Source organism: Superficieibacter sp. 1612_C1 (genome assembly GCF_015234305.1).
Lineage (GTDB): Bacteria > Pseudomonadota > Gammaproteobacteria > Enterobacterales > Enterobacteriaceae > Superficieibacter.
Genome location: NZ_JADGMI010000002.1, coordinates 95,200 through 109,466 on the forward strand (window position 1 = coordinate 95,200; position 14,267 = coordinate 109,466).

At 55.9% G+C, this 14,267-nt stretch carries 7 protein-coding genes; 5 read left to right on the plus strand and 2 right to left on the minus strand.

What is annotated here, in order from left to right; all coding sequences use genetic code 11:
* Positions 1-37 precede the first annotated feature (37 nt).
* The 3 genes from sinH to INT84_RS06775 all read left to right on the plus strand — a co-directional run bounded on the left by sinH (position 38) and on the right by INT84_RS06775 (position 8,972).
* The gene (gene sinH, locus INT84_RS06765) at positions 38-2,230 is read left to right on the plus strand and encodes an intimin-like inverse autotransporter SinH (RefSeq protein ID WP_194206191.1); all 2,193 of its coding nucleotides are present in this window, start codon (positions 38-40) and stop codon (positions 2,228-2,230) included.
* A 57-nt stretch (positions 2,231-2,287) separates the two neighbouring features.
* The gene (locus INT84_RS06770; RefSeq protein WP_194206192.1) at positions 2,288-3,256 is read left to right on the plus strand and encodes a SinI family autotransporter-associated protein; all 969 of its coding nucleotides are present in this window, start codon (positions 2,288-2,290) and stop codon (positions 3,254-3,256) included.
* Between the two features lie 127 nt (positions 3,257-3,383).
* Positions 3,384-8,972 carry an adhesion domain-containing protein gene (locus INT84_RS06775; RefSeq protein ID WP_194206193.1) on the plus strand — a complete coding sequence of 1,863 codons (5,589 nt, stop codon included), beginning with the start codon at positions 3,384-3,386 and terminating at the stop codon, positions 8,970-8,972.
* Between the two features lie 150 nt (positions 8,973-9,122).
* Here the strand turns inward: INT84_RS06775 and xseA are convergent, their stop codons facing one another.
* Entirely contained in the window at positions 9,123-10,487 is a 1,365-nt protein-coding gene (xseA, locus tag INT84_RS06780; RefSeq protein WP_194206194.1) for an exodeoxyribonuclease VII large subunit, read from the minus strand.
* A gap of 160 nt (positions 10,488-10,647) precedes the next feature.
* Between xseA and guaB the strand changes: the two genes are divergently transcribed.
* Both guaB and guaA read left to right on the plus strand, forming a co-directional pair.
* Positions 10,648-12,114: an IMP dehydrogenase gene (gene guaB / locus INT84_RS06785; protein ID WP_194206195.1), complete on the plus strand. Its 1,467-nt coding sequence runs from the start codon at positions 10,648-10,650 to the stop codon at positions 12,112-12,114.
* A gap of 68 nt (positions 12,115-12,182) precedes the next feature.
* Positions 12,183-13,760, plus strand: coding sequence for a glutamine-hydrolyzing GMP synthase (gene guaA, locus INT84_RS06790; protein ID WP_194206196.1), 1,578 nt, complete (start codon positions 12,183-12,185; stop codon positions 13,758-13,760).
* A 62-nt stretch (positions 13,761-13,822) separates the two neighbouring features.
* Here the strand turns inward: guaA and INT84_RS06795 are convergent, their stop codons facing one another.
* Entirely contained in the window at positions 13,823-14,014 is a 192-nt protein-coding gene (locus INT84_RS06795; RefSeq protein WP_176917120.1) for a YfgG family protein, read from the minus strand.
* Between the last annotated feature and the right edge of the window lie 253 nt (positions 14,015-14,267).

A 14,267-nucleotide genomic window follows, 5' to 3' on the forward strand; every position in this document is an offset into this window, starting at 1 on the left:
TTTGACAGCGAAATAAAATTCAAACAGGGATTTTTGAATGGTGCGATGGATGCGCTTAATATGTCTAATGTTAATTGCAGGAGGCTCATATGTAGCTTCCGGGGTCGCTGCCACCGAAAAAACGCCCGTCGAGCATAATGACCTCCCCGATCTGGCCAGCAGCGCCGCGCAAAAAGAAGAACAGGAAGAAAAAGGCAAATCCTTTAAAGAACAGACCCGCGATTACATCACCAGTTCCGCCACTCAGGGTTTTGAAAACCTTACCCCGGAAGCGCTGGAATCCCAGGCGCGAAGCTATCTGCAAAATCAAATTACCTCCTCCACGCAGTCCTATATCGAAGGGCTAATGTCGCCTTATGGGAAAGTGCGCACCAATTTATCGGTGGGGGAAGATGGCGATCTCGAAGGCAGTTCGCTGGACTATTTTGTCCCGTGGTATGACAACCAAAGCACGCTGCTGTTTAGCCAGTTTTCCGTCCAGCGCAAGGAGGAACGTACCATTGGTAACGTGGGGATTGGCGTGCGGCAAAACGTCAACGACTGGCTGCTCGGCGGCAACGTCTTCTACGATTACGATTTCACGCGCGGCCATCGCCGCCTCGGCATAGGCACCGAAGCCTGGACCGATTTTCTCCGTTTTTCCGGCAACTACTATCATCCGCTTTCCGACTGGAAAGACTCTGACGATTTCGACTTTTATGAAGAGCGCCCGGCGCGCGGCTGGGACGTGCGCGCCGAGACGTGGCTGCCGTTTTATCCGCAGATTGGCACGAAGCTGGTGTTTGAGCAGTATTACGGCGACGAGGTGGCGCTGTTCGGTAAGGACAACCTGCAAAAAGACCCTCACGCAGTCACCCTGGGGCTGAACTATACGCCGGTGCCGCTGCTGACCGTCGGCACGGATTACAAAGCTGGCACCGGCGACAGCAACGATTTCAGCGTTAACGCTACCGTGAACTATCAGTTCGGTACGCCGCTGGCGGCGCAGCTCGACCCGGAAAACGTCAAAATCCAGCACTCGCTTATCGGTAGCCGCACCGATTTTGTCGATCGTAACAACTTCATCATCCTCGAATACCGCGAAAAAGATCCGCTGGACGTCACGCTGTGGCTGAAAGCGTCCGAGACCAATACGCACCCGGAATGCGTGGTAAAAGACACGCCGGAGGAGGGCATTGGCCTTGAGAAATGCCAGTGGACGATTAACGCCCTGATTAACCACCACTACAAAATCGCCACCGCCTCCTGGCAGGCGAAGAATAACGCCAACCGCACCCTGGTCATGCCGGTAGTGAAGGCGGACGCGCTGACCGAAGGCAATAACAACCGCTGGAATCTGGTGCTGCCTGCATGGGTGAACGCCAGCACAGAAGCAGAGCGCGAAGCGCTGAACAGCTGGAAAGTACGCATCACGCTGGAAGATGAAAAAGGCCACAAAGAGACCTCCGGCGTGGTGGCGGTTACCGTCCGCCAGGGGCGCAAGATTGAACTGATTGTCGATAATATCGCCGATCCCGACCGCACCGACCATAGCCATGAGGCCAGCGCGCAGGCGGACGGGGTGGATGGCGTAGTGATGGATGTGTTGCTCACCGACGCCTTCGGCGACAGCACCGACCGCAACGGCAACGAGCTGGTGGATGACGTTATGACGCCAGAGCTATACGACAACAACGATAAAAAAGTCACCCTGACCGACAAACCCTGCTCTACGGAAACTCCCTGCGTGTTTATCGCCAAACGCGACAAAGAGGCGGGCACGGTCACGCTCTCCAGTACGCTACCCGGCACCTTCCGCTGGAAGGCGAAAGAAGACGCTTACGGCGACAGTAACTTTGTTGATGTCACTTTTATCGGTGAGACCATCGATGGCCTGAACGCTATTATCTATCAAAAAAACACGTCCAGGCCCGTCAATCTGATTGATAAAGTAGACAAACATCCTACGGTGAATAACACCTACCGGTTCCTGCTGTGGCGCGACAAAAACAACGACGGCGTGTTCCAGATGTCGGAGCAACTTTCCGAAGAAGAGATGGCGTTGTACGACTACCAGTGGGAATTCACCGGGCACAGCATCAACGGGCATACCGGGGAGCAAGCTAACACCCGTAATCAAGATTTAGTCCTTCCTGCCACAAACCGCGAAGCGGTGCAGAAATTTGCCGCTAACGAAGAAGACGGCGTACAGGGCTATGGCTTACGCGTAACGTACAGCCAGAAGCAATAGCGTCGGCGTAATGGCCGACCGGCCAGTCGCTGAATTTTGAAGAAAAGGAGAGCCTTAATGCAAGCAATAGTGAAACGGCGGCTGACAAAGGTCGCGCTGGCGCTGGTCGTCGCCGGGTATTGTGCGGTTCCTGCCGCGGTGGCTGCGCCGGATAATAATCTGAAAACCGGCAGGTGGCAGATTGTCAGCGAAACTACCGGCACTATTCAGGGGACGGTGCCGTGGATCACCCGCAGCGCGAAGAACGCTGGCGATACCGATAAAGACCATGTGACGGTGACTATCGACCGTGGCAATCGAAGTGCCTCGAATGACGGGGAAAAGCAGTTGCACGTCGGCGACAAGGTCACGGTTAACTGGGCGATTGGTGATATGGAAGGCGATTTGGATGCCAACAATACGGCAACCAAAGCTACCGTACAGTGGATGAGCTACAGCGATCAGAACGGTAGCGATGGCAAAGAGATCGGCACCAAAGGCAGCGATACCTATGAAATCCAGGCGGCAGATGCCGATCGCTACATTGGTATTAAAATCACCCCAACCACCACTACCGGGGACCCTTACGTGGCGACGGAGTTGCTGCTCAACGACCTGTCCACCAACGCAGGCGGCGGTTCGGATGATGACGATATTCCGGAAGGGCCGGTAGTTAATGAAAACGTCCATGTTGTGATTTACGAGGCGGGTTCTCAGACCAACCTGCTGGGTACTGAGACGAAGCTCAAAACCAACACCACCTACAAGGTGCTGCTGTGGCGTGATAAAAACGGCGACAATCAATACCAGGCCGACGAAAAAGTTACCGATCAGTACGATTACCGCTGGAAATTTACCGGCACCAGCAAAATTGCCGGTACCGGCAAGGGGGGGATTGTCAACGAAAGTTACAACAACCACGACCTCGTTATCCCGGTTACCAACGCCGAAGCGAAAACGGCGTTCGAGGGCGCGGAGGGCGGCGTTATCGTGGGAACCGATGGCGTCCAGGGCTTTGGTCTGTCCATCGACTACAGACGCAAATAAGTTGTCCTCAAAATGCCGCTCCCTATGGGGAGTGGCATTTTCCGCGCATTTTGCTTAATCGGGCGTTAAGCAAAGTGTGTTGAGCGATACAGAGCATACAGAGAAGAAAATCAGGTGGATGGGACTCATGGCCGGGAAATTGCAGAATAAGGTATACCGTTTTGTACTGGCGCTGCTGCTGATAGCAGGCGTCTATTCTGTACCCGCGTCTGCTAACCTGAAGAGCGGTGCCTGGCAGGAACTGAGTACTTCCACTGGTGCCGTTAACGGCACAATACCTCAGGCCGACGGCGCACAGGTGCCAGTTTATCAGGGCAGCATAGTATTAAAGACTGACCAGTCCAACCCGGTGGCGTTTACCGCGATGCCGCGCGATTTTAGCGTTGACGCTGACAGCCGTGCGATGCTGGCCGTTAATGAACTGGATACCGAAGGCGATCTTTTCACCAATACGCCTCTGCGCTGGGAAAACCAGCAGGTGCCTGCCGTGGGGCTGGTATGGGCCGATGCCGCCGCGCCGGATGAACCGCTTAACCCGCAGCCGGTGCAGAATAAATCTTTCTGCGCCCAGAATATGGCCGGGCGTCATTTCGTGGTTTGGCCGGAAATTGAATCCAGCGACGATTCGCCCGCGCCGGTGCTCTATCTCTGGACCGCCACCGGCGAACCCAACATTAATACGGTACCGCTGCTAAAACAAAAAATCGCTATTGATGTCGCGCCCGCCGTTGGGACGCCGGTAACGGTCAGCGCCGATCGCTTTGACGACGCGCTGAAAGCCGCCAAAGCGAAGGTGGGCGAAAGCATCACCCTGAGCGTTACGACGCAGGGCTGTGATGGAGAGGTGGTCGGCAACGCGCCTTTTGTGATCCGCCGTGACGATGCGATCAATCGTAAAGGCGCAGTGAATAATGACCGGCCAGTACACGTTGGCGATACGGAACTGACTACCACCAAAACCCTTTATCGTGGAGTGACCGATGCGCAGGGCAACGCGACGGTGGTCGTCACCCAGGCCAACGGCCCCGGCGTGAAAACGCATCTGGTCGTCAGTTCAGAAAACTACCCGGATCTTACTGCTGAAACGGATGTTATTTTCACCACCCTGACCAGCCCGGACAGCGAACAGGCGGCGATGTACGGCCACATGCCGGAGAGCGTCACTGCTGAACTGAACGGCGTAACCTATAAATTCACCCGGCCAAAGCTGGCGGAAGAGGCCAGCGACAGGAACGGAAGCATCGTCAGCGCTAATGAAACCTGGGCGCAGTTTAACTGGGCCGCCGCGGACAACCATTGCACTATCCTGCCGGACGCTGAGCAACTGGTGGCGATGAGAAACGCCCATGACACCGCCGCGACCTATCCCGGCTGGCCGCTGCCCCAGGAAAGTCACGCGCAGTACTGGTCTTCCACTAAGGATCTGTATGATTACCACGCCGCCGTGCATATGGACTCCGGGCAGGTGGCGCGGGAAAGCGACTCATCCGAGTTCCTGGTGAGCTGCGTGGATAAAGCCCTCCCGCCCGCGCATCCGCAAATTACGCTTTCACCCGAGGCACCCTATAAAGCGAAAGTCGGCGAAACCATTGATTTGGTGATGACCGTGGTGGACCGGGATACGCAAAAACCGCTGCCTTATCGCTACATGGAGCTACTCCTCGATCCGGCCACTAACCGTAAAGGGGCGCATAACGCGGAGTGGGATAATCAGCGGGTGGTTATCCATTCGGAAGATATGCGCGCCTCCTCGCCGGAACATTACACCGGGGTAACCGACGCCAACGGTCAGGTTCACCTGACGTTGCAGCATGATAATGGCGTGGGCGTGGAGACGCCGATTCGCATCGTGATGCCAGATGACGAAGGCGGCAATGTCACCTATCCCTTCAGCGTAATATTCACTGTGATTACCAGCCCGGATGTTGACGGGGCCAATATGTATGGCCATATGCAAGGCATTGTGGATGCGGGCAACCTGTATAAACGCCCCTTACTGGTGAGCGAGACAGGCGGTCACGCCAGCGGTCAGCAAAGCGAAAATAACGAAGACTGGGCGACATTTAACTCGGAGGCATCGGCAGCGGCGATGTGCGGTACGGGTCAGGTGCCGGGAACGTCAACACTGACGCATCTGTATGGCGAAAATCCCGATAATAAAATGGAAACCGAACACGGCTGGCCGACCGGGCTGCATGCCTATATTGCGGCGGAGAGCCAGAACGAGCAGACCGCTCACGTTAGCCTGAAGGACGGCGGTAAAGGATTCAGCAATGAGCCGAACTACCTTACCTGCTCGGCGAATGAGATGGTGGCGGTGCTTGACGTCTACTTTAGTGATGACGTTACCGTGAAGGATGCGGTCGCCAAAGTGGGCGAGAAGATCAAAATGAACGTCCACTCAACAAATGCACTCAACGGTGAAGCGATACCGCATACGGATTTCACCATTACCTTGTCCGCTGGCAGGCGACGTGACGGGTTGTCAACCGGTTTTACCGATCCCAGTAACGGCGAGTTGCTTATTGATGGCGTCGCTTACGGCGCGGGGCAGGGGGCAATGGTCTATCACGGCCAGACGGACGCGCAGGGCGATGCGGAAATCATCATTGAACAGCCGCGCGGCCCAGGCGTAGTAACGCCGCTGGAAGTGGCACCAACGGAGTCGCTGATCCGCTCGCCTGTCTCGCGTAGCGTCAAGTTTACCGTGGCGACCAGCCCGGATACGCCAGATGCGAATATGTGGGGCCACATGCCCGACACGATTACCGTCGGGGATATGACCTTCACGCGGCCGAAGCTGGCGGCGGAAGTTTCCGCTACCCGCAGCCAGTTGGAAAATAACGAAACCTGGGCGCGGGTGCAGCATTCCGACGCGGCGGGCAATGAGAATAAGGGCGGCTGTGCGGTAAACCGCCTGCCGCGTCTCGACCAGATCCAGGCGCTGTATGATGCCAACAGCGGCGGCACGATGCACGGCGTGCAGGGCTGGCCAGTTGTCAGGCCGTATTGGTCCTCCTCTCTCGCCAGCGCGACGACATGGAAAGCGCTGACGCTGGACAGCGGCGCGCAAAGCGTTGGCGGTAGTAGCGATTCGGACTATACCAGTTGTCTGACCGCCGATAACCCGGTCGCCACCTCTATCACCATTGAGCCTGTAGACGCTTCGCTGTGGTATGACGGCGACGGCGAGCACGCGGTGAAGGTGAAAAAGGGCGATACGTTGAAGTTAAAAGTGACGGTAAAAGACGCTAACGGCAATCCGCTGCCCAGCGCGCCGTTTGTGCTGAATCGCGGCGATGGCTATACCCGGCAGGGTGAAAAACACAGCTCGCAGCCCTTGAACGGCGGTAACGCCGATCCTATTGTCTCGCCGGTAGTGATCGACGGGGAAGCGCTTAACGATACCCAATCCCGTATAGGTAAGATGACCGGCGAGGATGGCACCGTTATCCTTGACGTCACGCGCCCGGACACCCACGGCACCCGCGTCGCCGTAACCGCCGCGCTGTATAACAACGCTAACGTGAGCGCCAGCATCGACACCATCTTTACCGTTGTTACCAGCCCGGATGTTAAAGTCGCCCAAATGTGGGGGCATATGCCGGAGACGGTGAGAGCGTCGGATGGCACAGTGTATCATCGCCCGCTGCTGCAGGCGGAGGTTGGCAGCACGGCGAATAGTTACAACTGGTTGGAGGACAATGAAAGCTGGGCGACGTTTTATGGCCCAGACAGTTCGAAGCCTAACCCCGCCAACTGTGCTATCGGCTATTACCCGTCCGCAGGGGGGCTGGATGCGCTCTACAATACTTATCCTAACCGAACGATAAAAACCGAAAAGGGCTGGCCGATCGACCGTTCTTACTGGAGTGGAACTTACTCCTATTCCGTCAAATATTCGACCGCCAAACCCAGTTCTTTCTATGTCGTCGATCTGGACGATGGCGCTCGCCGCACACAATCTACTAATGATGCAAACGGCACCCAGTATCAAATTTGCGCCGCGACGCCAATGGCGCAGGCGACGCGGATTGAACTCTTTTCTTCATTGCCTGAAGATAGCGCCGCGCAGGCGATCAAGGTGAAAGACAGCGAGTCGATTCCCTTTGTCATCAGGACTACCGATGCGGCAGGCAATCCGCTAGGCAATACCCCTGTTGTATTGGTCCGCGATGTGGGAGTGGCGCGTAACGCCAGCTATACCGGTTGGGCGAAGGACTTTAACCTGGCTTTTGATAGCTATTCGGATACTGATTTTGCGGCAAATTATAACTATTATGCCGTGACCGGAGACGATGGCACACTGGCGTTTAATCTTGTTGGGAACCAGTCGCCCGGCGTTAAAAATGTTCTGACCGCCAGTTTATATACTGCGCCGACGACCAGTGCGGCGAAGCCGGTCGTGTTCACGGTGCAGACCACCCCGGACAGCGGTAAAGCCAACATGTGGGGCCATATGCCGGAAACGGTGACTACCAGCGCCGGGATTACGTTCCACCGTCCACTGTTGTATAGCGAAATGTCGGGTGGCACCTCTGGCAGTTTTAAAGCCGATAATGAAACCTGGCCGCTGGTCAGTAAAACCAGCGCACAAAAAACGGGGGTTACCGGGTGTGATGAAGCGTATCAACCACTGCTAAACGATCTACAAACGCTATATAACGATCATCCTGGCGGCGAACTTGAAACACTTTATGGCTGGCCCGTTACTCAGGGTAAATACTGGTGGGCTCTGGACAGAGTGGTGAAAACCCAGGACTATCAGTTCATGCGGCTGGATAACGGTGCTAAAACCAGTAACAGCTCGGCGGGAACGACCGGCGCGCAGGTCTGTCTGGTCGATCCTCATGCGGCGCTACCGGCGACAATTGAGTTGACATCCAGTCTTTCCGCGACGGTTAGCGATGCGGTGAAGGTGAAAACGGGTGAAGCGATACCGATGACCGTCACGATTAAAGACGCCAGCGGCATGCCAGTGGCAAATGCGCCGTTTACCCTTTCGCGCAGCAAAGGGATAAATCGTGCCGGGGTTGTGAAAGAGACCGGAAACGGCGGTACAACGGACGATCTCACGCTACAGGAACTGACGCCGACGGCAACAACCATTGAACTACCGCGCTACGTCGACATTTATCATGGCGTCACCGGCGCAGACGGCTCGGCGACGTTCAGCCTGAGGCAGGATACCGGGATGGGGCTTAAGACCGCGATCACGGCAAAAATGGATGATTATCCTAATCTAAGCGCGTCGCTTAATGTGATTTTTACCGTGGTAACCAGCCCGGATACCGATAAGGCGCAGTACTGGGGCCATATGCCGGAAACGGTCACCAGCAGTGATGGTGTAGTGTTTAAGCGGCCACAGATGATGGTGGAAGCGCCAGCAGAGTCAAATACCTTCGGTTCTCGTGTCTACGGCAATGAGATCTGGGCGCTGTTTAACCATGACGGCGTGGGCCTGGCGAGCGAATCCGGCTGTCCTGATGCCTATCAGCCGACGCTGAGTGAGATGCAAAGACTCTATAAGGATTATCCCGACGGCCAACTGGGGGAACGGTTTGGCTGGCCGGTCGATCGCTCGGAGTTTAGCTGGTGGGTATCTGATAAAGCAGGTGCCTATTATCAGGTTATCTACCTTATGACCGGTGCAGTCTATTCGACGAAGACCTTACGTGATAATCAGGCGCTGGTTTGCCTGGCGAATCCGCACTGACGCCAGCGTCAATCAAGATAATGTCAACGGCGATGAATACCGCTAAAGCGGCGGCGGTAGCGAGGAAAGGCGAGGTAATACCGTAGTGCTCATACCGATCTTCTTGTTGCGGACAAAGAGCAGATTATGAACACCTGAGCATGGCTATTTTTATTTTAAACGACTCTTTTTTACTGGCCTGATAGCAGTCACTTCGCTGGTCACCCAGCCGTCCTCCAGTCGGGTGGTTATCGCATCGCCTGCTTTTACCTGCTTCACTTTTTTCAGCACCTTACCGTTGGTTGCGGTGGAGACACTGTAGCCGCGCGCCAGCGTCGCCAGCGGGCTGACCGCTTCCAGATGGGTAACCGCATTGCCGAACCGCTCGCGCTGTTCGCTTAACCGCGCGCGGATATTTTCTGCCAGACGATATTCCAGCTGCTGCATGCGCGACTGGGCGCGGTGAATACGCGGCTGCGGATTTTGCTGATTCAGCCGTTGAGCAGCGCGCTGCTGGCGCTGGGCAACGCGTTTTAACTGGGCTTCAAGCGCGCCGCTCATGCGTTGACGCAGCCGCTCCAGCGAGGTCTGCTGGCGGGCAAGGCGTAACTGCGGATGCTGCTGTTGCAGGCGATGATGGAGTTGAGTAAAGCGGCGCTGGCGGTTTGCCAGATAATAATCCATCGCCATCTCAAGGCGCTGCTGCCCGACCTGCATCTGGCGCAACAGCTCCTGCTGATTACGGCTGACCATCTCCGCTGCCGCCGAAGGCGTTGGCGCGCGCAGGTCGGCGACAAAATCGGCAATCGTGACGTCCGTTTCATGGCCGACGGCGCTGACTACCGGAATGGTACTGGCAAAAATCGCCCGCGCCACGCGTTCGTCGTTAAAGCTCCACAAATCTTCCAGCGAACCGCCGCCGCGCCCGACGATCAGCACGTCGCACTCTTTGCGTGCGTTCGCCAGTTCAATGGCGCGCACAATCTGCCCCGGCGCGTCGTCGCCCTGGACCGCCGTGGGGTAAATCACCACCGGCAGCGAGGGATCGCGACGTTTCAGTATGTGGAGGATGTCGTGCAACGCTGCGCCGGTTTTCGAGGTGATCACCCCGACGCAGTGAGCAGGCGAGGGCAGCGGCTTTTTAAATTCCTGGCCGAACAGCCCTTGTGCCTGAAGCGTAGCTTTTAGCTGTTCATATTTCTGCTGGAGCAGCCCTTCGCCTGCGGGCTGCATACTCTCGACGATAATCTGATAGTCACCGCGCGGCTCGTAGAGCGTGATATTCGCGCGCACCAGCACCTGTTGCCCGTGCTGCGGGCGAAAGGTGACGCGGCGGTTGCTGTTGCGAAACATTGCGCAGCGCACCTGAGCGGTGTCATCTTTGAGCGTGAAGTACCAGTGGCCGGAAGCGGGCTGGGTAAAGTTGGAGATCTCGCCGCTGATCCAGACCTGGCCCATTTCTCGTTCCAGCAGCAAACGCGCGGTCTGATTCAGGCGGCTAACGGTATAAATAGCAGGGGATTGAGATAGTGACATGTGAGCGAGATCAAATTTTAAATCAGCGGGTTATTCGATCGATAGTAACCCGCATGTCAGCAATCGCAAGCATTTTGATAAAAAAATGTAGAAGCAATCGGTTACGCTCTGTATAATGCCACGGCAATATTTAACCACCCCCAGGTCAGAGATATTGCCCATGCTACGTATCGCTAAAGAAGCTTTGACGTTTGACGACGTCCTCCTCGTTCCCGCTCACTCCACCGTTTTGCCGAACACCGCCGATCTCAGCACGCAGCTGACGAAAACCATTCGCCTGAACATTCCGATGCTCTCTGCGGCGATGGATACCGTTACCGAAGCGCGGCTGGCGATTGCGCTGGCGCAGGAAGGCGGCATCGGCTTTATTCACAAAAACATGTCTATCGAGCGTCAGGCGGAAGAAGTGCGTCGCGTGAAGAAACACGAGTCCGGCGTGGTTACCGACCCGCAGACCGTGCTGCCGACCACCACGCTGCACGAAGTGAAAGCGCTGACCGAGCGTAACGGCTTCGCGGGCTACCCGGTGGTGACCGAGGACAACGAGCTGGTGGGCATTATCACCGGCCGCGACGTGCGTTTTGTTACCGACCTGAACCAGCCGGTCAGCGTTTATATGACGCCGAAAGAACGTCTGGTTACCGTGCGTGAAGGTGAAGCGCGTGAAGTCGTGCTGGCTAAAATGCACGAAAAACGCGTCGAAAAAGCGCTGGTCGTTGATAATAGCTTCCACCTGCTCGGCATGATCACCGTGAAAGACTTCCAGAAAGCGGAACGTAAACCAAACTCCTGTAAAGACGAGCAGGGACGTCTGCGCGTAGGCGCGGCCGTCGGCGCAGGTGCTGGCAACGAAGAGCGCGTGGATGCGCTGGTGGCGGCGGGTGTTGACGTGCTGCTGATCGACTCTTCCCACGGCCACTCTGAAGGCGTACTGCAACGCATCCGTGAAACCCGTGAAAAATACCCGGACCTGCAAATCATCGGCGGCAACGTGGCGACCGGCGCAGGCGCACGCGCGCTGGCTGAAGCGGGCGTGAGCGCGGTGAAAGTCGGCATTGGTCCTGGCTCTATATGTACCACCCGCATCGTGACCGGCGTGGGCGTGCCGCAGATCACCGCCGTCTCTGACGCGGTGGAAGCGCTGGAAGGCTTAGGTATCCCGGTTATCGCCGACGGCGGCATCCGTTTCTCCGGCGACATCGCCAAAGCGATTGCCGCTGGCGCAAGCGCGGTGATGGTCGGTTCAATGCTGGCGGGTACGGAAGAATCGCCGGGTGAAATCGAACTCTATCAGGGCCGTTCTTACAAATCCTACCGTGGCATGGGCTCGCTCGGCGCGATGTCTAAAGGTTCTTCCGACCGTTACTTCCAGAGCGACAACGCTGCCGACAAACTGGTGCCGGAAGGTATCGAAGGTCGCGTGGCCTATAAAGGCCGCCTGAAAGAGATCATTCATCAGCAGATGGGCGGCCTGCGCTCCTGTATGGGTCTGACCGGCTGTGGTACCATCGACGCGCTGCGTACGAAGGCGGAATTTGTTCGCATCAGCGGCGCGGGCATTCAGGAAAGCCACGTTCACGATGTCACCATTACCAAGGAATCCCCGAACTATCGTATGGGTTCCTGATTTTCTTCGCCCGACTATGTGTCGGGCGATTTATTTAGCCTGTTTCACTTGCCTCGGAATTAGCGTCAATGACGGAAAACATTCATAAACATCGCATTCTCATTCTGGATTTTGGTTCTCAGTACACTCAGCTGGTAGCGCGTCGCGTGCGTGAACTTGGCGTTTACTGCGAACTGTGGGCGTGGGATGTCACGGAAGCACAAATTCGCGAATTCAATCCCAGCGGTATCATTCTTTCCGGCGGCCCGGAAAGCACCACTGAAAACAACAGCCCGCGCGCGCCGCAGTATGTTTTTGAGGCTGGCGTGCCGGTGTTTGGCGTTTGCTACGGCATGCAGACTATGGCGATGCAGCTCGGCGGCCATGTTCAGGGCTCGAACGAGCGTGAGTTTGGCTATGCGCAGGTTGAAGTGAAAACCGACAGCGCCCTGATCCGCGGCATCGAAGACTCTCTCACCGCTGACGGCAAACCGCTGCTCGACGTGTGGATGAGCCACGGCGATAAAGTGACGGCCATCCCTTCCGACTTCGTCACCGTCGCCAGCACCGAAACCTGCCCGTTTGCGATTATGGCGAACGAAGAAAAACGCTTCTACGGCGTGCAGTTTCACCCGGAAGTCACCCATACCCGTCAGGGGATGCGTATGCTGGAGCGCTTCGTGCGCGATATCTGCCAGTGTGAAGCGCTGTGGACCCCGGCTAAAATTATTGACGACGCCGTTGCCCGCCTTCGCGAGCAGGTGGGTGATGATAAAGTGATCCTCGGCCTCTCCGGCGGCGTGGATTCCTCCGTTACCGCCATGCTGCTGCACCGCGCCATCGGCAAAAACCTGACCTGCGTGTTTGTCGACAACGGTCTGCTGCGTCTCAATGAAGCGGAGCAGGTAATGGACATGTTTGGCGACCACTTCGGCCTGAACATCGTGCACGTTGAAGGTGAAAAACGCTTCCTCGATGCGCTGGCGGGCGAAAACGATCCGGAAGCCAAGCGTAAGATCATCGGCCGCGTGTTTGTTGAAGTGTTCGACGAAGAAGCGCTGAAGCTGGAAAACGTGAAATGGCTGGCGCAGGGCACCATCTACCCGGACGTTATCGAGTCTGCGGCTTCTGCAACCGGTAAAGCGCACGTTATTAAATCTCATCACAATGTCGGCGGCCTGCCGAAAGAGATGAAAATGGGCCTGGTTGAACCGCTGCGTGAGCTGTTCAAAGACGAAGTGCGTAAAATCGGTCTCGAACTCGGTCTGCCTTACGATATGCTCTACCGCCATCCGTTCCCGGGACCGGGCCTCGGCGTGCGCGTACTGGGCGAAGTGAAGAAAGAGTACTGCGACCTGCTGCGTCGCGCCGACGCGATCTTCATTGAAGAGTTGCGTAAAGCGGATCTCTACAACAAAGTTAGCCAGGCGTTCACCGTCTTCCTGCCGGTCCGTTCTGTCGGCGTGATGGGCGATGGCCGTAAGTACGACTGGGTGGTTTCCCTGCGTGCGGTCGAAACCATCGACTTTATGACCGCCCACTGGGCGCACCTGCCGTATGACTTCCTGGGCCGGGTATCTAACCGTATTATCAATGAAGTCAACGGGATATCGCGCGTGGTGTACGACATCAGCGGGAAGCCGCCAGCGACGATTGAGTGGGAATGACTTTCACGCACACATTTTCAGGGCAGCCACTGGCTGCCTTTTTTGCATCTAAGCAGAAAAAATCAGCGTTGGGTGGACGTTTCTATGGTCAGGCTGGACTGCTGAGTCTGTTTTTTGTCTTGATGATGATGCCAGGCACCGATGGAAGAGTAGACTAAACGTCCGAAAAAGAAGAAGAAACTGATAAGCAATACGATACGGGTCATGCGACTGTTAAATCGATGTCGGTTTCGCATACTGGTAACCTGACTCACAAAAGGTCCTTTGAGGTATACCCACAGAGCGGGGCGATAGATACATTAAGACACAGTGTGGCGTAAGGGTCAATTGGATGTGATGTAAAATTCTGTCAGTTGATTCATCATATCTTGTTATGAAATATAATTAATACATTTACGTTAATAATTAATAAGTACTACCAGATTGTAGTAAAGGTAATAATTGATTAATGAGGCTTTAATATTTGACTTGCATCAAATGTCACCCAGCGGTAATAATTAAACTCTA

Coding starts and splice junctions, on each gene's coding strand:
- sinH (WP_194206191.1), top strand. CDS start 38: ATGGTGCGATGGATGCGCTTAATATGTCTAATGTTAATTGCAGGAGGC.
- INT84_RS06770 (WP_194206192.1), top strand. CDS start 2,288: ATGCAAGCAATAGTGAAACGGCGGCTGACAAAGGTCGCGCTGGCGCTG.
- INT84_RS06775 (WP_194206193.1), top strand. CDS start 3,384: ATGGCCGGGAAATTGCAGAATAAGGTATACCGTTTTGTACTGGCGCTG.
- xseA (WP_194206194.1), bottom strand. CDS start 10,487: ATGTCACTATCTCAATCCCCTGCTATTTATACCGTTAGCCGCCTGAAT.
- guaB (WP_194206195.1), top strand. CDS start 10,648: ATGCTACGTATCGCTAAAGAAGCTTTGACGTTTGACGACGTCCTCCTC.
- guaA (WP_194206196.1), top strand. CDS start 12,183: ATGACGGAAAACATTCATAAACATCGCATTCTCATTCTGGATTTTGGT.